18 protein-coding genes are annotated in these 20,021 nt (G+C 49.5%); 11 read left to right on the top strand and 7 right to left on the bottom strand.

Going from position 1 to position 20,021, the window contains the following annotated elements; genetic code table 11:
• Positions 1-460: SDR family NAD(P)-dependent oxidoreductase (locus AC6R0R_RS03135; RefSeq protein WP_500625669.1), on the bottom strand; the 460-nt coding region annotated here is incomplete at its 3' end.
• Positions 461-554: 94 nt separating this feature from the next.
• Positions 555-1,796 (bottom strand): MFS transporter, encoded by a 1,242-nt coding sequence (locus tag AC6R0R_RS03140; protein WP_500625670.1) that lies wholly within the window; start codon positions 1,794-1,796, stop codon positions 555-557.
• A 125-nt stretch (positions 1,797-1,921) separates the two neighbouring features.
• Here AC6R0R_RS03140 and soxR point away from each other — a divergent pair, with 125 nt between their 5' ends.
• Both soxR and AC6R0R_RS03150 read left to right on the top strand, forming a co-directional pair.
• Positions 1,922-2,386, top strand: coding sequence for a redox-sensitive transcriptional activator SoxR (gene soxR, locus AC6R0R_RS03145; protein ID WP_500625671.1), 465 nt, complete (start codon positions 1,922-1,924; stop codon positions 2,384-2,386).
• Between the two features lie 242 nt (positions 2,387-2,628).
• The gene (locus tag AC6R0R_RS03150; protein WP_334551681.1) at positions 2,629-3,510 is read left to right on the top strand and encodes an NAD(P)-dependent oxidoreductase; all 882 of its coding nucleotides are present in this window, start codon (positions 2,629-2,631) and stop codon (positions 3,508-3,510) included.
• 91 nt (positions 3,511-3,601) lie between these two features.
• Here AC6R0R_RS03150 and AC6R0R_RS03155 read toward each other — a convergent pair whose 3' ends face one another.
• The 3 genes from AC6R0R_RS03155 to AC6R0R_RS03165 all read right to left on the bottom strand — a co-directional run bounded on the left by AC6R0R_RS03155 (position 3,602) and on the right by AC6R0R_RS03165 (position 6,067).
• Positions 3,602-4,480: an AEC family transporter gene (locus AC6R0R_RS03155; RefSeq protein ID WP_500625672.1), complete on the bottom strand. Its 879-nt coding sequence runs from the start codon at positions 4,478-4,480 to the stop codon at positions 3,602-3,604.
• Between the two features lie 95 nt (positions 4,481-4,575).
• On the bottom strand, positions 4,576-5,316 hold the full coding sequence (locus AC6R0R_RS03160) for a DeoR/GlpR family DNA-binding transcription regulator (RefSeq protein ID WP_500625673.1): 741 nt from the start codon (positions 5,314-5,316) through the stop codon (positions 4,576-4,578).
• Positions 5,309-6,067 (bottom strand): glycerophosphoryl diester phosphodiesterase, encoded by a 759-nt coding sequence (locus tag AC6R0R_RS03165; RefSeq protein WP_500625704.1) that lies wholly within the window; start codon positions 6,065-6,067, stop codon positions 5,309-5,311. The genes AC6R0R_RS03160 and AC6R0R_RS03165 overlap by 8 nt, the downstream gene beginning before the upstream one ends.
• A 279-nt stretch (positions 6,068-6,346) precedes the next feature.
• Here AC6R0R_RS03165 and ugpB point away from each other — a divergent pair, with 279 nt between their 5' ends.
• The 8 genes from ugpB (at position 6,347) to AC6R0R_RS03205 (ending at position 15,626) form a co-directional block, all read left to right on the top strand.
• Positions 6,347-7,654 carry a sn-glycerol-3-phosphate ABC transporter substrate-binding protein UgpB gene (gene ugpB / locus AC6R0R_RS03170; RefSeq protein ID WP_500625674.1) on the top strand — a complete coding sequence of 436 codons (1,308 nt, stop codon included), beginning with the start codon at positions 6,347-6,349 and terminating at the stop codon, positions 7,652-7,654.
• 52 nt (positions 7,655-7,706) lie between these two features.
• Positions 7,707-8,588: a sn-glycerol-3-phosphate ABC transporter permease UgpA gene (ugpA, locus tag AC6R0R_RS03175; RefSeq protein WP_487901580.1), complete on the top strand. Its 882-nt coding sequence runs from the start codon at positions 7,707-7,709 to the stop codon at positions 8,586-8,588.
• Complete coding sequence (gene ugpE / locus AC6R0R_RS03180; protein WP_500625675.1) at positions 8,588-9,436, top strand: sn-glycerol-3-phosphate ABC transporter permease UgpE; 849 nt, start codon at positions 8,588-8,590, stop codon at positions 9,434-9,436. Before ugpA ends, ugpE begins: the two co-directional genes overlap by 1 nt.
• 3 nt (positions 9,437-9,439) lie before the next feature.
• On the top strand, positions 9,440-10,540 hold the full coding sequence (locus tag AC6R0R_RS03185) for a sn-glycerol-3-phosphate import ATP-binding protein UgpC (protein WP_500625676.1): 1,101 nt from the start codon (positions 9,440-9,442) through the stop codon (positions 10,538-10,540).
• A complete protein-coding gene (locus AC6R0R_RS03190; RefSeq protein WP_500625677.1) occupies positions 10,533-11,354 on the top strand; it encodes an HAD-IIB family hydrolase in 822 nt (273 codons plus the stop codon). Before AC6R0R_RS03185 ends, AC6R0R_RS03190 begins: the two co-directional genes overlap by 8 nt.
• Before the next feature lie 268 nt (positions 11,355-11,622).
• Positions 11,623-12,561, top strand: coding sequence for a LysR family transcriptional regulator (locus AC6R0R_RS03195; RefSeq protein ID WP_500625678.1), 939 nt, complete (start codon positions 11,623-11,625; stop codon positions 12,559-12,561).
• 129 nt (positions 12,562-12,690) lie between these two features.
• Complete coding sequence (locus AC6R0R_RS03200) at positions 12,691-14,610, top strand: TonB-dependent receptor domain-containing protein (RefSeq protein WP_500625679.1); 1,920 nt, start codon at positions 12,691-12,693, stop codon at positions 14,608-14,610.
• Positions 14,611-14,627: 17 nt separating this feature from the next.
• Positions 14,628-15,626, top strand: coding sequence for an MBL fold metallo-hydrolase (locus tag AC6R0R_RS03205; RefSeq protein WP_500625680.1), 999 nt, complete (start codon positions 14,628-14,630; stop codon positions 15,624-15,626).
• Positions 15,627-15,694: 68 nt separating this feature from the next.
• On the opposite strand, the gene AC6R0R_RS03210 is transcribed toward AC6R0R_RS03205, so the two are convergent.
• Positions 15,695-18,169 (bottom strand): bifunctional diguanylate cyclase/phosphodiesterase, encoded by a 2,475-nt coding sequence (locus AC6R0R_RS03210; RefSeq protein WP_500625681.1) that lies wholly within the window; start codon positions 18,167-18,169, stop codon positions 15,695-15,697.
• A 296-nt stretch (positions 18,170-18,465) separates the two neighbouring features.
• A complete protein-coding gene (locus AC6R0R_RS03215) occupies positions 18,466-18,666 on the bottom strand; it encodes a hypothetical protein (protein ID WP_334551694.1) in 201 nt (66 codons plus the stop codon).
• A gap of 356 nt (positions 18,667-19,022) precedes the next feature.
• Here AC6R0R_RS03215 and AC6R0R_RS03220 point away from each other — a divergent pair, with 356 nt between their 5' ends.
• On the top strand, positions 19,023-20,021 hold the full coding sequence (locus AC6R0R_RS03220; protein ID WP_500625682.1) for an ABC transporter substrate-binding protein: 999 nt from the start codon (positions 19,023-19,025) through the stop codon (positions 20,019-20,021).

Raw genomic sequence — 20,021 nt, forward strand, 5'->3', positions numbered from 1 at the left:
GTGTGGTGCCTCGATATAAGTTGTACGATGCAGATTGATTTCCCTTCGTTCTGACCAACGTGAACTCTGTCTCCGCGATACCGGGAGCTAGGTCTGTCACACGTACTCCGGTCCCGAGGAGATCACAACGTAAGTTGTAGCTGAACTGTTTGACAAACGCCTTACTCGCACCATACACGTGGCTGCCGGGATAGGGCCATTGACCTGCAATAGAACCGACGTTGATGATGGTCGTACCAGCACCAATGTCAATCAGTGTTGGAAGTAAAGCATGTGTTACATTGACCAATCCTGTGCAGTTGGTTTCGATCATAGTATGCCAATCTGTTAGCGCTACTTCAGCAGCGCCTTCGGGTGCTAACGCCAGTCCTGCGTTATTGATCAGTGTGGTCACTTGTGCAAATTCGCTTGGAAGTTCATCGACCGCCTTTTTTACCGCATCGGCATCTCGTACATCCAATTGAACCACGTGAGTAGGTACATCTACACCTTAAAATACTGCAATTGCGCTGATAAATGATCGGTAGTTTCGGCCATGTGTTGATTACCTTTGATCACATTGCGGTGGCAGACACCTCTCCTCTCTTAATAGACGCGTTCATAACGCTGGACTCTGGTGCATGAGTCAGTAGCCAACGCATGGCGAGGGTCGCTCCGCCCATGGTGATTGCAGCGAGTAAGAACCCCAGTTCGATCCACTGGGCATGACTGAGCAAAGCGATCAGCACATAGCTCATACTCTGGGTTAGAGTGGCAAACATTTGCAATGCACCGTCGGCGCGGCCTCGTTGATGGATGGAGATAGTGTGGTGCATCCAGTTCGTTCGCGCGATTCGATTTAACGCATTAAAAAGGCCAAATAACAAGGTAAAGACAAGCAAGGCCGCTGGGCTTAATGAGATGCTCATCCCTAGCACCATCACACTACTGAACGACATGGCAAGCAGCATGGTGCGGGGTAAGGCGCGACGGGTCAGTAATTTGTGTACGATGAGTCCGGTGAGCAACGAGCCAATCCCAAACGCCATGTTGTAGCCCGCGAGCCAGTGCCCAGCGATGTTCTGCTGTGCAAACCAGATCGGCACCAACTTTCCCAAGTAAGTCAAAATGGGGTAGGAGAGAGAAGAGAGCATCAAGAAGGCGTAAAAGCGTGGTTCAGAAAGCACAATGGAGCGGCTTTCGACCAGTTGTTGCCAAAAGCGTACTTTACGTTCGGCGCGTAACGCTTGTCGATAAGGTGTCACCAGGTAACTGATACCCGCCAATGTGGATGCCAACATGGCAAAAGCTGAGAATTCGACAATTCCCCATTGCTCGAGGAGCACAATACCTAACGCGCCAGCACCTAGCGTGGTGCCTTGCATTATGATCTCTTGTTGTCCTGAAATTGCGGCGTACTCATGGTGGTCATAATTTTCTTGGGTAAACGCATTATTGGTAGACCAAGCCAGATTGCTCGAGACCCAAAACACCAGTTGCGCGAGTGCCAATAGCCATGGGGATTGCATGCCGTGGTATGACAGGATCATCACCAGCGCGGCGCAGATGGCTTGCACCCATTGGACCATCACTAAGATTGTTTTGCGTGAATGGCGGTCAATCAAGGTTGAAAAGAAGGGCGTTAAGAAAAATGAGAGACCAGTACAAGTGAGTGCCACTAAGGCGACAAAGGTGCCCATATTGTCCGATTGCAACATGAGCCAAGGTAGAGCCATCATAAATAGCCCAGAAGAAATGCCATCAAAAAAGCGTCCGGTTAGGTAGGGAGTGGTCTTATTGCGTCCGTGTAATGTCATTGTGGTGTTCCTTTCTGTGTACCAATATTGATCAGTTGCTGCTACTCTAAAACCTCAAGTTAACTTTAGGTAAAGCGTTATTTTTCATTTGAGTCGATAACGTTCGAGTGAATTAAGGAGCCAAGATGGAACTGACGGTCGGAGAGGTCGCTAAACGTTCAGGTGTTGCGGTGTCGGCGTTACATTTTTATGAGCAGAAAGGGCTTATCTTCAGTTGGCGTAACGCTGGGAACCAGCGCCGATATCATCGAAGTGTGCTGCGACGTGTTGCCATCATTAAAGCCGCTCAGCAAGTTGGACTGACCTTGGAGGAGATCGCGGCATCGTTTGCCCACCTTCCACACCACCAAGCGCCCAATCGGCAAGAATGGCAAGTGATGGCGTCAGGGTGGCATCAACTGCTTGAGCACCGCATCTTGCAGATGAAAGCGCTGCAACAGGACTTAGGTGGGTGTATTGGTTGTGGCTGTTTGTCGATGGAGAGTTGCTCTATTTACAACCCAAGTGACATTCGAGCGCAAGCATCGCCTAGTGAAACGCGGCTGACCGATCCTGAAAACTGGTCACCTGTGTTAGATGACGAGCGCTAAAGGCGGACAATTCCCATCATTTGGTCACACAAATAAGCGTTTTCTACGATTCATTGGTGTGATTTTTTCTTCTTTTTGCTCGGCAATGTTTGTGTTTTAAAGCACAGTCTCATTCTGATTGAGTTCACAATTCTAGGGCTTTGCCACAATTTTTATTGAATCAAGGATTGCGTTAGCCGCTCATGAGCGCTATTCTACGACCACATCATATAATCATACAATATTGCATTTAGGAGTCTGAAATGACTAAACCTGTAATTGGTTTCATCGGTCTTGGCCTTATGGGCGGCAACATGGTTGAGAACCTACAAAACCGTGGCTACGAAGTTAACGTTATGGATCTTAACAAAGACGCAGTCGCTGCTGTTCTTGCTCGTGGCAACGCCTCTGAAGCGACGTCTGGTAAAGAACTGGCTGAGAAAAGTGACATCGTAATGCTATGTCTGACGACTTCTGAAGTGGTTGAGAAAGTGGTTTACGGTGAAGCGGGTATCCTAGCGGGTATGTCTGAAGGCAAAACGCTTATCGACTTCGGTACTTCTATCCCAGCTTCGACTAAGAAGATTGGTGCTGACCTTGCTGAGAAAGGCGCGGGTATGATTGACGCACCTCTAGGTCGTACACCTGCACACGCGAAAGATGGTCTTTTGAACATCATGGCAGCAGGCGATATCGAAACATTCAACAAAGTGAAGCCTGTTCTTGACGAGCAAGGCGAAAACGTCTTCTACCTAGGCGCACTAGGCTCAGGTCACGTGACTAAGCTTGTTAACAACTTCATGGGTATGACAACGGTTGCGACAATGTCTCAAGCATTCGCTGTTGCTAAGCTTGCAGGCGTAGACGGCCAACAATTGTTTGACATCATGTCAGCAGGTCCATCTAACTCACCATTCATGCAGTTCTGTAAGTTCTACGCTGTTGATGGCGAAGAAAAACTGGGCTTCTCTGTAGCGAACGCAAACAAAGACCTTGGTTACTTCCTAGCGCTATGTGAAGAGCTAGGCACTGAGTCTCTCATCGCTCAAGGCACGTCAAAGAGCCTACAAGCAGCGGTTGACGCTGGCCTAGGTCAAAACGACGTACCGGTTATCTTTGACTACTTCACTCAACTGAAGAAGTAATCAATGATGATGTGAAAACAGCGGCCAATGGCCGCTGTTTTTGTTTCTACATCGCTTGGACATGTCAAAGCCAGTTAGTAGAGATAAGCAGTTAGCCCAGAGATAAGGCGAATGTCAGCAGCAGTGGCAGAGTGATCAAACTGAAGAAGTTACCAAACAGCACCATCGACGCCACTTTCGTCGGCTCAACTCCAAACCGTTCGGCAAACAGGTAGTTCATTACTGCCGGTGGTAACATGGTAAACAGCACCATCATTTGCCGCTCTAAAGTCGGCAGCGGCACAAACCAATAGATGACGGCAAACGCCACTGCACCCGTCGACAAGGATTGCAGCGTGCACAGCACACCGATACGAAATCCACTCAAACGCATATGACACATTTGCGCCCCTAAAGAGAGCAGCATCACGGGTACCGCGGCTTGACCGAGTAACACCGTCGCTTCATACAAAGGGGACCACACACCAATCCCACTTAGGTTTAGAAAAAGCGCCGCGCTGGCCGCCAGAAAAATCGGCATTTTGACCACTTGTTTGATTGGGTTGCCTTCACTCAGCAGCGCTAAGCCGATACTGATGTGCAAGCAGGCGGAGACCACGAACAGCAGAACCGCAGGCGCCAGCGCCGTCTCACCAAACGTATAAGTAAAAAGAGGGATCGCCAAGTTACCGCTGTTGCGAAACATATGTGGCGGAGCCCAGGCTTTAAAGCGCAGGTTACTGATGGCGCAAATTGGGATCATCAATAGCCCGGGTAATAAAACTGAAATGAGTGACGCACTCAAAAGGGGCAACTGGTTGGTATCGAGAGGCATCGCCACTAAAGAGGAGAACACCAATGCGGGGGTGAAAGCGTCCATGTTGATGCGGTTGATCGGTTTGAAGTCTGGTTTTAACCAACGCCCGACAGAAAACCCAATCAATACCAACGCAAAGACGGGGAAAAGAATGCCAACAACCTGCTCGACCATAGCTTTCCTTGCAATGAGTTAACGGCCTCGTTAACTGAAAAAAACAAAACAATGTTTCTACGTTAACCCATCTTGAGGGTGAAACCTAGAGCAGGTTAGGCTTGTTTGCTGTCTTTGAAGATGCGATCAAAATATTCCAATGGCGCGACTTTGGTATTGGCGCGTCGCTGCCATTTGCTGTCGTTGGCCACTAACCAACGTTGCTCTGCATGGGCCAATATCGCTTGGCTGACATGCGCCTCCCGCAATTCGTGCTCCATCACATACTGCGTCACTTCTGTATTCTCTAGGCCACTGCGTATATCACTGACCGCTGCGCAGCCAATAATACCGATGTCAGCACTAAACTGGGCGAAAAAGTCGGCGACTTTATCATCCACCACATCGCGATCATTGCTGCGAATGCGCCCGCCTGGGATCCAGGTTTCTACCTCTTCAAACTGGGAGAGAATATGCGCCGCCTCAAAGTTGTTGGTCACCACACGCAGTTCTCGGTGATGCCCAAGCTGCTCTGCTATCGCGGTGATGGTTGTGCCGATACCCAAAAACAGAGTGCAACCATTTGGAATATGCTGCACAACGCGCTCGGCAATGGCGTGTTTGTCCTTGGCATTCGTCATGCGGCGTGAGGTGTAACTTCGGTTGCTTAGGGTGGCAGGTAAGCTGACGCCGCCGTGGTGACGACGGGTCAAGCCTAGGTTGCACAGTTCGTTGATGTCACGGCGGATAGTCTGTGTCGTGACATCAAACTGCTGAGCCAATTCATCAATCGAACAATATTCCTGTTGATGAATGCGCTCAATGATCGCGTGTTGGCGGAGTGAAAGATTATCCATGAATAGCGTGGCGCTCGGCACCAGTGTGAGTTTCGTTACGCTGAGTATAACGCTGAGGCACGTCGGTGATCATCATATCGACGCCCCATAAGCGATGTGGCTCAACTAATTCGGGAAAGTTGGGGGTGTAGCAGTAGAGCTGATAACCCATCTGTTTAATCGCTTTGGCTTGCGCTTGTGTCAAAAAGCGGTAATCGCAGTGCACGCTGTAGGCATCAATTTGAGTCAGGACCGACGCCGCGTCATAGGGAATGCTTTGCCACAATTGTCCGCGGCGCACATCGGGTAAATACTGTTTGATGCATTGTAAGGCATGGGTGCTAAAGCTCGAAAAGAGCAGGGTTTGAGGGTTTATCCCCATCTCATTGATCACCTCAGCGACGTGATGGCACAGGCGATCAATGTCCGTGTGAGGGTAGAGTTTGAGCTCAATGTTAAGGTTGACGTTGGCCGCTTGGGTCAAGGCCAATGTTTCCGCTAAGGTAGGGATCGGTTCCCCTTCAAACTCATCAGCAAACCACAACCCGGCGTCGAGTTGTTTCAGTTGCTGTAACGTCAATTCACTCACTTTACCTTTGCTGTTGGTACAGCGGTTCACCGTGTGGTCATGAATCACCATGGGCACATCATCGGCGCTCAGTTGGACGTCGATTTCTATCCACTGGCAGCCCAATTCAACGGCACGCTGAAACGCGACGAGTGTGTTTTCTGGCGCAAGACTAGAGAGGCCGCGATGGGCCATGGTTGGGATAAGGGTAGGGAGTGTTGTCATTGTTCTTCACTGTCTATGTTCATTTTGTTTCAAACGAACTCTGTCATCTTCATGTGACCGTTTGATGACAGCCAAAACTGACATTCAACCGAAAGTTAAGTTTCATTTATGTTCATTTAAGTGTCATCTCAGCGTAACTTTCGCTAATTAATGTTCACTTGAATTCTGAAGCAGCGGATGTGAAAGAGAAGTGAACATCCGCTGAGGTTTAACCACACTAGGACTTTACGCAAGTAAGACTCACATAAGGGAACCATTATGTCTATCAAACACCTGACCGGTTTGGCCGTCACCGCAGCACTACTGAGTGCGCAAGCTCAAGCGAAAACAGAAGTGGAATGGTGGCACGCCATGGGTGGTGCGCTAGGTAAAAAGGTCAATGAAATAGCGGCGGATTTTAATGCCAGTCAAGATAACTACGAAATCAAACCTGTATACAAAGGCTCATACGCAGAAACCATGACAGGTGCGATTGCGGCATTTCGTGCGAAAGAGCAGCCAGCCATTGTGCAGGTTTTTGAAGTCGGCACCGCAACCATGATGGGTGCCAAGCAGGCCATCTACCCGGTTTACCAGTTGATGGAAGACACCAAAGAGCCGTTTGATCCAGACAACTACCTCTCCGCTGTGACGGGTTACTACACCACCAGTGAAGGCCAAATGTTGTCGATGCCATTCAACAGTTCAACGCCTGTGCTGTACTACAACAAAGCGATGTTTGAAAAAGCGGGCATTACAGAGGCACCGAAAACCTGGCAAGAGATGGAAACCGTCTCACGCAAGCTGATCGAATCGGGCGCTAAGTGCGGCTTTAGCACCACTTGGCAATCTTGGACGCAAATTGAAAACTTCGGTGCGCGCAATAATGTCCCTGTCGCCAACAACAGCAATGGTTTTGACGGACTCGATACCAAGTTCAAGTTCAATGAGTCGGCGTTTGTGAAGCACATTGAGAAAATGGGCGAGTGGTCAAAAGAAGGGATCTTTAAGTACGGAGGTCGTCAATCCGATGGTATGCCACTGTTCTACACCCAAGAGTGTGCGATGACCATGGGCTCGTCGGCGGGGCTAGCGGGCATTAAAGAGAACATGAAAGGCATTGACGTCGGTGTAGCGCAGCTGCCGTATGACGCGGAACTGGTCGACAAACCGCAAAACACCATTATCGGCGGAGCCTCGCTTTGGGTACTGCGTGGTCACTCTGATGAAGAGTACAAAGGGGTAGCGAAGTTCTTCTCGTATCTCTCTAGCCCTGAAGTGCAAGCCGATTGGCACCAGTTTACCGGTTATCTACCGATCACTAAGGCTGCCTATGAGTTGACCAAGAGCCAAGGCTTCTATGAGGCGAACCCAGGCACAGACACTGCTGTTGTACAGATGACGTCGGTTGAGCCAACGGTCAACTCCAAAGGCATTCGCTTTGGTAACTTCTTACAAACGCGCGACATCATCAACGAAGAGTTAGAGGCCGTTTGGTCTGGTAAAGCGACGGCGAAAACAGCATTGAACAATGCGGTAAGCCGTGGTGATGAGCAATTGCGCCGCTTTGAGCGCACGCAAAAGTAACACCCTCGTTTGGCGGAGCGAATGTGCTCCGCCTTTTCTATCTGGATTATCTATGTCATCGCCTGTTATTTTTAAACACAAATGGCTGCCCATTGCGCTGATCGCCCCGCAACTGGTGATCACCCTGGTCTTTTTTATCTGGCCGGCTGGGCAAGCGATTTTTCAATCATCTCAACTGGAAGATGCGTTTGGGATGAGCCGTGAGTTTGTTGGCTTGGAAAACTTCGAAAAGCTGCTTCACGATCCGTATTATCTCGATTCATTATTCACGACGCTGCAATTTAGTCTAAGCGTAGCGGTGCTAGCGCTGGTCAGTGCGTTGGTGTTGTCGGCGTTTGCCGAGCATATCGTTCGTGGCAGTACCTTCTATCGTACTTTTCTGATCTGGCCGTATGCCGTTGCGCCTGTGGTGGCGGGCTCTTTGTGGCTGTTTCTCTTTGACCCAACGATTGGCGTGGCCAGCCAACTCCTTCAGTGGATAGGGGTTGATTGGAACCCGACACTCAATGGCTCCCACGCGATGTGGATGGTGATCATCACCTCTACATGGAAACAAATCAGCTATAACTTTTTGTTCTTCTTAGCGGCGTTGCAGTCCGTCCCCCGTTCATTAATTGAAGCAGCGGCCATCGATGGCAGTGGGCCGGTAAAGCGTTTTCTCACCATCAGCTTCCCATTGATTTCGCCTACGAGTTTCTTCTTATTGGTTGTTAACTTTGTCTATGCCTTTTTCGACACCTTCGCCATCATCCATGCGATGACGCAAGGCGGGCCGAGCAACAGCACTTCGACGTTGGTGTACAAAGTCTACAACGATGGATTTATTGGTTTGGACTTAGGATCGTCGGCTGCGCAGTCGGTGGTGTTAATGGTGTTGGTCGCGACGTTAACCGTGTTCCAATTTAAGTACGTTGAGAAGAAGGTGGCTTACTGATGGTAGAACGCAGACCCTTATTCACTCTATTTTGCCACTTTGTGTTGGTGGCTGGCATCGTCTCGATTGCACTACCAGTCTGGATTGCGCTGGTGGCGACCACCCATGAAAACACCGCCTTTGCGACAGGAACGCCACTTTGGTTTGGCGACCTCGGTTTAAGTGTGTTCAGCGAACTGCTGAGTAATGCAAGCCAAGTTAACAATACAGCACTGCCGATTACCGGTATGTTGTTGAATTCCCTCGTGATGGCACTGTGCATCACCTTTGGTAAACTGACCATTTCGATTTTGTCAGCCTATGCGGTGGTCTTTTTTCGCTTTCCGGGCCGCATGTTGGCGTTTTGGATGATCTTCTTCACCTTAATGCTGCCAGTAGAAGTGCGCATTATGCCGACCTTTGAGGTGGTCACTAACCTCAACATGCTCAATTCGTTTTATGGCTTAACCATCCCACTGATCGCCAGTGCGACGGCGACCTTTTTATTCCGCCAGTTCTTTATGACGGTGCCAAGTGAGTTGGTGGAGGCGGCGCGCATTGATGGCGCAGGACCGATTAAGTTTTTCTTTGACATATTACTGCCGCTCTCTCGCACCAACATCGCGGCGCTGTTTGTCATCACCTTTATTTACGGCTGGAACCAATACTTATGGCCGTTACTGATCACCACCGACATCGAGTACTACACCATAGTGATGGGCATCAAGCAGATGCTGGGTGTTGTCGATGGGGTCATTGAATGGAACAAAATTATGGCCACGACCATTATTGCCATGTTGCCACCAGTCATTGTGGTGCTGGCGATGCAAAAAGCGTTTGTCAAAGGTCTGGTTGATTCGGAGAAATAATTCATGTCTACACTTACTCTCAATAACGTGGCGAAATGCTACCCGAACGGATACCAAGCGATTCATGGTGTCGATTTGACCATTCACGATGGCGAAATGGTGGTCTTAGTGGGGCCAAGTGGCTGTGGCAAATCGACGTTACTGCGCATGATTGCCGGCCTGGAAGCGATCAGCTCTGGGGAGCTGTTTATCGATGACACCATCGTCAATGCGCTCGAGCCGAGTGAGCGAGATATCGCGATGGTGTTTCAAAATTATGCCTTGTATCCACATATGACGGTCTACAACAACATGGCTTATGGGCTACGCAACCGAAAAACACCGAAGGCAGAGATTGACGCTTTGGTGAATGAGGCCGCTAAAATGCTCGAGTTGGATCACTTACTGGATCGCAAACCGGGTCAACTCTCTGGAGGGCAAAGACAGCGCGTGGCGATGGGGCGAGCGATTGTTCGCAAACCTAAGGTCTTTTTGTTTGATGAGCCCTTGTCAAACCTCGATGCCAAGCTGCGCGTACAGATGAGATTGGAGATCAAAAAGCTGCAACGCCGTCTCGCGACCACATCGATTTATGTCACCCACGATCAAGTCGAAGCCATGACCTTGGCCGACAAGCTAGTGGTATTGAACAAAGGGAACGTGGAGCAGGTGGGCACACCCCTTGATATCTACGACTACCCGGCCTCTCTTTTTGTCGCGACCTTTATTGGTTCTCCCTCCATGAATATTCTTGATGCGAGTGTAACCATTGATGGTATTGAATTGGCTCAGGCGCTCTATCCGCTAGAGACCGCATCGCTAAACCTGGGCGATATTAAGCTTGGACTCAGACCGGAGCACTTGCAGCTGTGCGATGATAACCCGTGGTTCCACGTTGAAGTCGAGTTGATCGAAGCGTTGGGCGCTGACCTCTTGCTCTACTGTAAAACGCTCGACGAAGAGGCGCAGCGTTTGGTGGTGCGGGTTGAAGGTCATAGCAAAATCGCCATCGGTGATAGCTTTGGTGTCGACATCAAACCCGAGCATCTGCATCTTTTTGATGCCAACACCTCGAAGCGCATTTCACTGACCGAAGGCCGCCATCAAGAGGTGGTGAATGCCTGATTCGTTGCTTAGCGCTAACCAAGCGTCGCTCGCGTCTATCACCTGGTTACTCACCGATGTCGACGACACGTTAACCTGGCAAGGACAGCTGCCTGCGCAAACGCTGAATGCGTTAACGCTGCTGCGTGATGTCGGCGTGAAAGTGGTGGGTGTCACGGGTGCTTGCGCTGGATGGTGCGATCAAATGGCCAAACTCTGGCCGCTCGATGGTGTGATTGGTGAAAACGGCGCGTTTTGGATGCGCCGCAGCGAAAGTGGATTCATCACCCACACACTTACGCCTTTGGATGAGATGAAGCGCCAGCAGAGAGCGTTAATCGAGCGTATTGCCGAGCGGCTGCGTGACTACCCAGACGTAACGTTTGCCAGCGATCAAGCGTTTCGTTACTGCGATGTCGCAGTCAACACAGGCCAAGAGCGTACTCCATTATCAACAGCGTTGTGTGAACAACTGCTGGCTGACATTCGCGCTATTGAAGTGGACGAGCAAGTCGTCAATGCGACACAAAGCTCGATTCACATCAACGCTTGGTTGGGTCAGCACACTAAGCGCACCAGCAGTGAAGCCTATCTTCGCGCGCACAATCATGGCCAACTTCCGGCGTTGTCCAATATCGCTTACGTGGGTGACTCGCTTAACGATGAAGGGATGTTCGAGTGGTTATCGACGACCTTTGGCGTGCACAACATTCGCCATGTCCTGAGTCAGCTTAATCACCAGCCACAGTGGATCACCGACTCAAACGGCGGGTTTGGTTTTGCTGAGCTGGCAGAGCGAATTGCGCTGGCTAAGCGAAGTGAAAATGCGCGGTAGAACCCCCTCCAATCTTAACATGTCGTCTCGCTTTGTCATTTGCCCCAACCCATCGAATGACGCGGCGGAGCTGTTAGTTTTTGGTGAGTAACCGGCGAGGCGATGACCCTGTACGGATTAAGCCCTGCGTTAAGGCAGGGCTTAATGGTATTGACTTCTTGAGGGCGAGTGTCCCTGTCATGGTTTGCTCAATTTATTCCTGACATTTCTCTTAGCAAAGATTACCCTAGCGGACTAAGACGAATTTTGACTCTAGAGTTGTCCAAGCATGAATGTATCCCAGGTCGACATTAGCTCGCTGCTGATTTTGAAAAACTTACTCGAAGAGAAGCACGTTTCGAATACTGCTTTGGCGATGAACATCAGCCAATCTTCGGTCAGTCGAGCTTTGCAGAAAATGCGAACGCTGTTTGATGATGAGTTGTTGGTGCGCACCAATTCGGGTTATGAGTTAACCACCAAAGCCGACAGCATTAAACAAGACATCAATCTCATCATCAATAGCTTGGAAACGCTTGTTCATAAGCAGTCTTTTGATCCCAGTAGCATCGAAACCACCGTTCGCTTCTTTGGTTTGCAACCGCAAATCAATACTTTGATGCCGCCTGTTATCGCACAAATCCGACAGCGTGCACCCAATATGATCGTCAGTTTGGATACCACGCCGCAACGTCACTTTGAGGCCTTGATCGCCGGCGATGTGCACTTTGCACTCTCGTCACATGAGCCCGCCAGTGGCGACCAAAATCTTTATCGTGCACTGGTCTCCAAGCGAGATTTTCGCTTGTTGATGAGTAAATCGCATCCACTGGCCAATGAGACATTAACAGCCGAAAATTTGTTGGGCTGTAGCTTTGGTCAAATCTCGTTGCAGGGCGAGAAAACCCTCTCTTTCGAGCATAAATTTATGGAACTTGGATTAGTGGACAAAAAGAATCGCTTGTCGATTCCGGTGCAACTGTCGAACTTTCATGCTGCTCCAGATATTGCGGCGACCAGCGATATTGTTTTCCACCTGCCAACCCCGTACGCGCAGCGTGCATGCCAAGATACGCGCCTGATTGCGAGAGAAGTACCGCCAGAGTTGAGATTGGCGTTCCAACATGTCTATTTGTATTGGCATAAGCGTTTTCATGACGACCCTATGTGTATTTGGGTTCGCGGCATCTTTAAGGATCTGTTTGACGTAGAGCACACATCTGCATAAAAAGGCCGATCGTTATGCATAAATGGGATAATGGCATTCGCTATTGTTGATGATAATGTAGTTGCGAATCATTTTCATTGGATATTAAATTGAGAACGATTATCAATTATATGTCTAAGAAATACCATTATGTCTATTTGCCCATTTTCTCTTCGTCCTGTTGCGTTGGCGATCGCCAGTGCGGCAGTGACATCCATGCCGTCCTTCGCCGATGACAATTCTTCTATGGAAACCCTAGTTGTCACTGCGGCAGGTTACGAGCAAACCGTTACTGAAGCGCCGGCTTCCATTAGTGTTATCGACCGTGCTCAAATCGAGAATCGCGCCTATAAGGATCTTACTGATGCATTACAAGACATCCCGGGTGTGACCGTTACCGGTGGTGGTGATGGTCAAGATATTTCCGTCCGCGGTATGCCTTCAGAATACACCGTGATCTTAGTGGATGGCCGTAAGCAGTCTGGTCGTGAAACGCAGACCAACGGCAGTACGTTTACCGAGCAAGATTGGCTTCCACCTTTGAGTGCGATTGAACGTATTGAGGTGGTACGTGGCCCCATGTCTACTCTATATGGCTCCGATGCTCTGGGCGGTGTGATCAACATTATCACTCGTAAAGATTACCAAGAGTGGCACGGCAGTCTGCAAGTGGAGACAACGCTGCAAGAGAATTCTCGTTCAGGCAATGGCTATCAAGGTCAGTTGTATCTTGCGGGTCCAGTGATTCCAGATCTGCTGAGTGTATCGCTAACAGGTCTTTACCAAGAGCGAAAAGAGGATGAAATAGAAGGTGGTTATGCGGGTAAGACGCTCGACAACTACCGTGCTGCGGTGCATTTGACTCCGACTGATGAAGATACCTTTTCGGTTGAATACACTCAGCATGATCAAGAGCGTGTCACGACGCTTGATAAGTCAGTGTCACGCGAGTCACAAGTCGCTGAGCGTGAATATCAACGTGAATCAGTGGCTGGGACTCACTCGGGTAATTATCAATGGGGCAGTGGCACCACGTTTATCAGCACAGAAACAGTACGTAACAACGGTGCTGAGAAAGAAATTGAAAACAGTTTACTCAACACACAGTGGAGCTTACCCCTTGCTGCACATTACTTGACCTTGGGCGCCTCCTTTGAGCAGAAAGAGTTGGCGGACGACAGCAACGCACTGGCGTCTAAAAACAAGCAGTGGTCACTGTTTGCCGAAGACGAGTGGTACTTAACGGATGACTTTGCACTGACGTTGGGTCTTCGTTATGACCAAAATGATATTTTTGATGGTCACTTTAGCCCGAGAGTCTACGGGGTGTGGTCACTGGCCCCTGAATGGACACTGAAAGGGGGCGTATCGACAGGTTACCGAGCGCCGACACTCACAGAAATGGATGAAGACTGGGCGCAGCCTAGTTGTAACGGTCGTTGCGATGTGTATGGTAATGCAGACCTATCGCCTGAGACATCGGTGAATACCGAGGTGGGCCTCTATTTTGTTGATACTGCGGATCTATCGGCTAATGTCACTCTGTTTTATAGCGAGTTTAAAGACAAAATTGAAAACGACTTTGTCGACCCGAGTTGTACCGACCGCAGACGCTGCGATCGCACCTACGTCAATATTGATGAGGCTAACACTTACGGTGTAGAAAGTTCTGTGGCAAAAAGTTTGACGCGCACGATTAAAGTCAGCGCGAGTTACACCTATACTCACAGTGAGAAAAAGACCGATGACGAGGATAATGGATTGCCGCTTGTGCAGTCACCTGAGCATCTAATTTCTGCCAATGGTGATTGGGCGATTCGCGATGACGTTAACTCGTGGTTGCGTGTCAATTATCAAAGCCGCGAGAAAGACAACATTACCAGCACAAGCACGCGCACATTAGCACCGTCTATCACCTATGTTGATCTCGGAGCAAATTGGCGAGTGACAGACAACGTCAAGTTGATGGCAGGCATTTACAACCTGTTTGATCAAGAAACAACGGTGGATGAGTATGGTTATGTTGAAGACGGGCGTCGTTACTGGTTAGCGGTTAACACCACTTTTTAATAGGATAAGAGCAACCAATGAAAGTACTCGCATCGACTGTTCTAATGGCATTGGCATGTTGCGCCCATGCCAGTGAACCCACCGCGCAAGAGTATGCGCAAAAAGGCATGCAATACGCCGACTTGTTTCCAGGTTTGACCAATATTTGCGATCTTGAGTCGCCGATTCGAAATATGGCGATTCGCACAGTGAACAGCGAACAGAAGCGCAAAGAAAAGAAAAGCGGCAAGGGGCGCTCTGAACCCATCCCACCGACACAGGTGTTTGATAACCTCTACTACATCGGCACGGGTGGCGTATCCAGTTGGGCCATTACAACCAGTGACGGCATTATCTTAGTCGATGCGTTAAATAACAACGCGCAAGCTAAGCAATATATTGAAGCGGGGTTGATTGAGTTGGGTTTGGATCCCAATTCAATCAAGTATTTGCTGATTACGCATGGTCATGGCGATCACTATGGTGGACAAGAATACCTCGTCGAGCACTACCAGCCACGCTTGGTGATGACCGATGTCGAGTGGACGCGTCTGGAGCAGCCAGTGCAAGACTTTGCCAGTCCTCGTTGGGGTAAGAAACCATCACGTGACATCACAGTAGCCGACGGTGAATCCATCTCTCTAGGTGAGACTAAAGTGAGCATTTATCTGACTCCGGGTCACACGCCGGGTACGATGTCACTGATTTTCCCGGTATACGACAACGGTGAACAACACATCGTCAGTTTGTGGGGCGGAACAGGGCTCAATTATGGTCCTGATGAAGAGAGAATCCTTGCCTACAGTCAGGCCGCTCAGCGTTTTAAACAGATTGCAAAAGAGGCTGGCGTGGATATTTACCTGTCCAATCATCCCACTCGCGATGGCTCGTCGGAAAAAATGTTGCGAGATTTACCTAATCGTCAGGCTAATCAGCCTCATCCCTTCGTCATGGGACAGGAGGCGATTCATGCTTACGATATGCTCGGAGATTGTACTTACGCACAAGTACTACGAATTCGCGCTGAGCAGCAGTAAAAGACCCTTGAACAGACGCGCACCAAGTTGAGCACTTGGTGCGCGTTGGTATGTTTATTGAGCGCCTTTTAATTCAGCGCTCTTGGCTCACCTAAATGAAACCCTTGCAGGTAATCGATGCCAATGTCCGTGGCGATTTGGCATACCTGCTCATTGTGCACAAATTCTGCGACGGTTTTGGCGTCAAAGACTTCACACAATCGGACCAGCTGCGAGGCGATTTTTCGCTGTTTGGCGTCTTGGTCTATGGTGCGAATCAAACTGCCGTCGAGTTTGATGACTGACGGCTCGAGCTTAATGATCTCATCCAAATTGGAATAACCAGAGCCAAAATCGTCCACAATGATCGCAACGCCCATGGCGCGAAAATGGTCACACACTTCACGCATGCGTGCAAAGTTGCGGATCTGCTCGGACTCGACGATCTCAATGCCGGCTCGGCTCGGGTCAGCAAGGCTATGCACCTCTTGTTCTAACAGGGCCAGCGTTCGGTCGTCGAGGAGATCTTGCGGAGAGAGGTTCAATGAGAAGATATCGTTATTCAAGCGCATTTTAGCAAAGGTGTGCTTGATCATTTGACGACTCATCTTGGTGTAGAGACGCGTGCCTTGAATATGCGGTAAGAACAAGCCCGGAGAGACAATCTCACCTTGATGCTGCAAGCGTACTAAGCACTCATAGAACGCGGGCTCTCGGGTTTTGGCATCAAAGATCGGTTGGACAAACGGCACTACTTGATGTTGATTGATGGCGCTGTTCGCCACAGATAATTGCTTCAACCGGACCTGACGCTCTTGGTCTTGAGAAATCAAGTTGCTGGCGTTATACAAATAGCGGTGATGTTTGATTGCGTAGCGACGCGCATCGACCGATTTAAACAACAGCTCATCCGGGCTGCAGTGTGGGAAGTCTCGGCGATACACCACGCCTGCGCAGATGGATACGGCGATGTGGTCGGTTTCCACAATGCCAAGGTGGTCCAGATCGAAATGTTCTATCTGTTTGATGGCACGGTAATAGCGCTCGCGCACGCTGTCTATCTGATTATCAAGGGTAAAAATCGTCGCCCATTCACCCACGCCAAGGCTATACAAGGTGGCGTTGTCCGCAAAGACATCATCCAGATTGTCGATGAAAAAAGAGGTCAGCAGTACCAGCAGACGGTCACCAATGGCGTAGCCATATTTCTCATTGATTTCAGGGAGATTAGCTAACTTGAGTGTAAACAGGGCTTTGTCGTCTCCGATTTTTGCCAGTTGTTGACGAAGAACAGAGCGGTTCGGCAATCCTGTGGTGTGGTCAATGCGATAACTTGATGCCAACTCCTCGGCTTGGGATTGGATTTTGTGCTGCATTTGCAGATTACGCGTGTCCAAATCAGCAAACGCGTTGCGGATCATCGAAAACAGCGGCGACACACTGGAGGTGTTATCGAGTGTGAGTGACGGTACAGGGCCGCTGGCGTCGCCTTCTCGCATGGCAAGGTACGTCATGCTGTGGTGCAAAATCTCTTGAGTGGACGCCTCTTTGTAGAGCTCGCCCATACAATAAAATCCATACGTCGGCGCGACTTGTTGCAGTGGCGCTACCTCTTGATTGCCCTCGATAAAGTCCAGTCGAGACGTACAGTTAAAGACAAAGATCGCATCGGGCTGCTGCTGAGCCAGGTGGTAAGCGCTGTCTTGAACTTGGTGAATGGTGAGTTCGGGGTGCACATAGCAAAACTGAACCTCATCGCCAACGTTAAGGGCTTTATCAAACACCAAACCCGAATTCTCATCCACATACTGCGGTAGATAGACATCTTGATGGGGCGGGTCGCCCTTAATGAGCGGGAAATCAATCAGCTTTTGCTGCGGCAGTTGCTGCCCATCGGCTAAGTAGCGCTGGTACAACTCGGTAATGTTTTGATGGTTGAGCGTATAGACGGTATTGTCGGAAGTTTGGGTGACTTTAAATCTTTGCCCTATGGCGTTCCACTCACTGAACGCTGAGCGCCAAACGTGAAGCTTAGGGCTGTGAATCGCGACCGCGACGCTACACTCTTGGGAACATTCGCCATTGAGCAGCACCCAGCGGCCTTTTTCGGTGATGGTTGAGGCGCCGCCCGCGACGGGGATGTCGCTACTATCAAAGCAGCGGAAGAAGGTGTTGCCTTTTGCCGTCAGTCTATCAACGAAGCAGAGTATGGCCTTGGTCTCTGAACTCAGTGACAGAGAGTGAGACAGGGACTCACCGCCTTGTGCACCGTTGGCGTTTGGTGCTGATGCATAGGTCAAGGTGGCGTGATCAAATCGGGTGATCACGACCTGTGTCGCTCCGCGCTCTATGACCCCATCGTGGATCACGTGCTGGGCACTGGCGCCGATAATCACGGCATCCGGCCATTTGCTGTGCAAGGTACGAGAAAGCCCTTGAACTGTCTTAGGGGACTGGCTGGAAAATAACTGGATGAGAATCGCAGAAGAAAAGCCAAGTTCCTGCTTTTCAAGATGTTTCTCTAGCTGAGTGTTGGAGCGAACACAAAGCGAAATACTATACATAGACAACCACTTTATTCTTATTACACCGCGCATCAAGCCACTGATTGTGTCCTAGATACGATGGTTCACTTCTTTCTAGGGCGATGTCTCGCTGATTATGCGTAATATCGCGTCACCGATAGAGTCACTCATAAGTTGAGTCGCCGCTTTGATAACAACCTATATGAAATGATACTTAATGAGTAGTCCGAGGAGTCACCTTTTGACAAGAAAACTGTGTAACAAGGGAAACAAAAATAGGCCTCGCGATGAGGCCTATTGAGATGTGAATGTCGATGTTCGACTGAGCGCGCCGTTTATGCGGCGTATTTTGCCACTTCATGCGGATACACGCGCATGCCGCTGGTGGTGTTTTCGTAAACGGACAGGTCTTGTAAGTAAGACCACGCGTGACGGTCGGTTTTCGTTTGCGCCGCCAGGCGTTCGATGACGAGGTCGATGTCGCGACCTGCGTAGTCTCTATCGTGAACGAATAGATTTTTAATCACTGATAACATACCCAACTCCCTCGTTGTAGTTAAATTACATGTTTGTATGTAAATAACATAGTTCATTGTTTAAATGTGATCAACAGCTAATTTTTAATGTCACGGAAGATTCATTTTATGTAATTTAATTTCACTTTATTGGTGCGTGCTTGGGTGCATGCGCACCAGTTTGGGGAGCTAAAGCATGAGGTATTAAGCCCAATAAGGCTAACTATGATGAATCGCACAACAACCGAAGGCGCACTTTGCTTGATGGGCGCGTTAATTGTGAGAAATCCTCGGCTTTATTCATTTTTTTCTGTCCAGATAGACAACTATTGACTAGATTTATACGAGCATGATTGCGTACATAAAGCGAAGAATGAATGCAGAAAACAATAAAAAGTCAGTGGCTATGGATAGGGATCAGTGTGGTTTTCGTCGCACTGTTTATGTGGTTGGGCGCCAAAGGTAAGGATGACCAGCAAGGTGAATTGAATAGGATGAGGATTGCCGTCTCGACGACGCCACTCTCCACTCCCTTTATTGTGGCAAACGCGTTGGGGCTGTATGACAAACAGGGCTTATCCGTTGAAATGATCCCATGCACCGGTGGGGTCGAGTGCGCGAATTTACTGATGCAAGGCGAGGTCGATTTAGCGACCGCATCGGAATCGGTGGCCATGTTTAACGCTTTTGATCACCCTGAACTGGCACTACTGGCCACCTTCGTCGAGTCAGACAATGACGTAAAACTGGTCTCACTCAGTTCGTCGGACATTCGTCAAGTGAGTCAACTGCAAGGTAAACGCATTGGCGTGATTCAAGGCAGTGCGAGCGAGTTCTATTTAGATGCGGTCTTGCTGTCCCATGAGGCGAGCCATCTCGATATCAACAAGGTGTTTGTAGCATCTTCAGAGATTGTCACAGCGCTACTTGAAGGGCAGGTGGATGCCATTTCGGCTTGGGAGCCCATGATCTACCAGATTCACCAAGCAACCGGCGGTGAAATTAATCATCTCGGTTTAACCGGACTGTATCAATTGAGCTTTAATCTACTTTCTACTCAACCCTATTTGGCTCAAGCTAATGATGCTCCTATGCAACTGATTCAATCGCTCGATCAAGCGATAGAGTGGATTCACCTCAACCCAGACAACGCGCAGAAGCTGGCGGCGGAGTTTCTTGCGCTGCCGGCGGAACAAATCACGTGGTCGTGGGATGACTATGTGTTCAGATTGTCCCTAGGCAACGCTCTGCTGTCCAACCTGCAGATCCAGGCACGTTGGGCGAAGCAAAATGGTTTGGTTGACAATGATATGCCAGATTTTCGTCAACTGCTCTACACCGAGCCGTTTGAGCAATGGTCGGAGCTGCGAGAATAA

Source organism: Vibrio sp. R12-SW3-ISO1 (genome assembly GCF_059834005.1).

Excerpts from the sequence above, each read along its gene's own strand:
- AC6R0R_RS03140 (WP_500625670.1), bottom strand. The coding sequence starts at position 1,796 with ATGACATTACACGGACGCAATAAGACCACTCCCTACCTAACCGGACGC.
- soxR (WP_500625671.1), top strand. The coding sequence starts at position 1,922 with ATGGAACTGACGGTCGGAGAGGTCGCTAAACGTTCAGGTGTTGCGGTG.
- AC6R0R_RS03150 (WP_334551681.1), top strand. The coding sequence starts at position 2,629 with ATGACTAAACCTGTAATTGGTTTCATCGGTCTTGGCCTTATGGGCGGC.
- AC6R0R_RS03155 (WP_500625672.1), bottom strand. The coding sequence starts at position 4,480 with ATGGTCGAGCAGGTTGTTGGCATTCTTTTCCCCGTCTTTGCGTTGGTA.
- AC6R0R_RS03160 (WP_500625673.1), bottom strand. The coding sequence starts at position 5,316 with ATGGATAATCTTTCACTCCGCCAACACGCGATCATTGAGCGCATTCAT.
- ugpB (WP_500625674.1), top strand. The coding sequence starts at position 6,347 with ATGTCTATCAAACACCTGACCGGTTTGGCCGTCACCGCAGCACTACTG.
- ugpA (WP_487901580.1), top strand. The coding sequence starts at position 7,707 with ATGTCATCGCCTGTTATTTTTAAACACAAATGGCTGCCCATTGCGCTG.
- ugpE (WP_500625675.1), top strand. The coding sequence starts at position 8,588 with ATGGTAGAACGCAGACCCTTATTCACTCTATTTTGCCACTTTGTGTTG.
- AC6R0R_RS03185 (WP_500625676.1), top strand. The coding sequence starts at position 9,440 with ATGTCTACACTTACTCTCAATAACGTGGCGAAATGCTACCCGAACGGA.
- AC6R0R_RS03190 (WP_500625677.1), top strand. The coding sequence starts at position 10,533 with ATGCCTGATTCGTTGCTTAGCGCTAACCAAGCGTCGCTCGCGTCTATC.
- AC6R0R_RS03195 (WP_500625678.1), top strand. The coding sequence starts at position 11,623 with ATGAATGTATCCCAGGTCGACATTAGCTCGCTGCTGATTTTGAAAAAC.
- AC6R0R_RS03200 (WP_500625679.1), top strand. The coding sequence starts at position 12,691 with ATGTCTATTTGCCCATTTTCTCTTCGTCCTGTTGCGTTGGCGATCGCC.
- AC6R0R_RS03205 (WP_500625680.1), top strand. The coding sequence starts at position 14,628 with ATGAAAGTACTCGCATCGACTGTTCTAATGGCATTGGCATGTTGCGCC.
- AC6R0R_RS03210 (WP_500625681.1), bottom strand. The coding sequence starts at position 18,169 with ATGTATAGTATTTCGCTTTGTGTTCGCTCCAACACTCAGCTAGAGAAA.
- AC6R0R_RS03215 (WP_334551694.1), bottom strand. The coding sequence starts at position 18,666 with ATGTTATCAGTGATTAAAAATCTATTCGTTCACGATAGAGACTACGCA.
- AC6R0R_RS03220 (WP_500625682.1), top strand. The coding sequence starts at position 19,023 with ATGCAGAAAACAATAAAAAGTCAGTGGCTATGGATAGGGATCAGTGTG.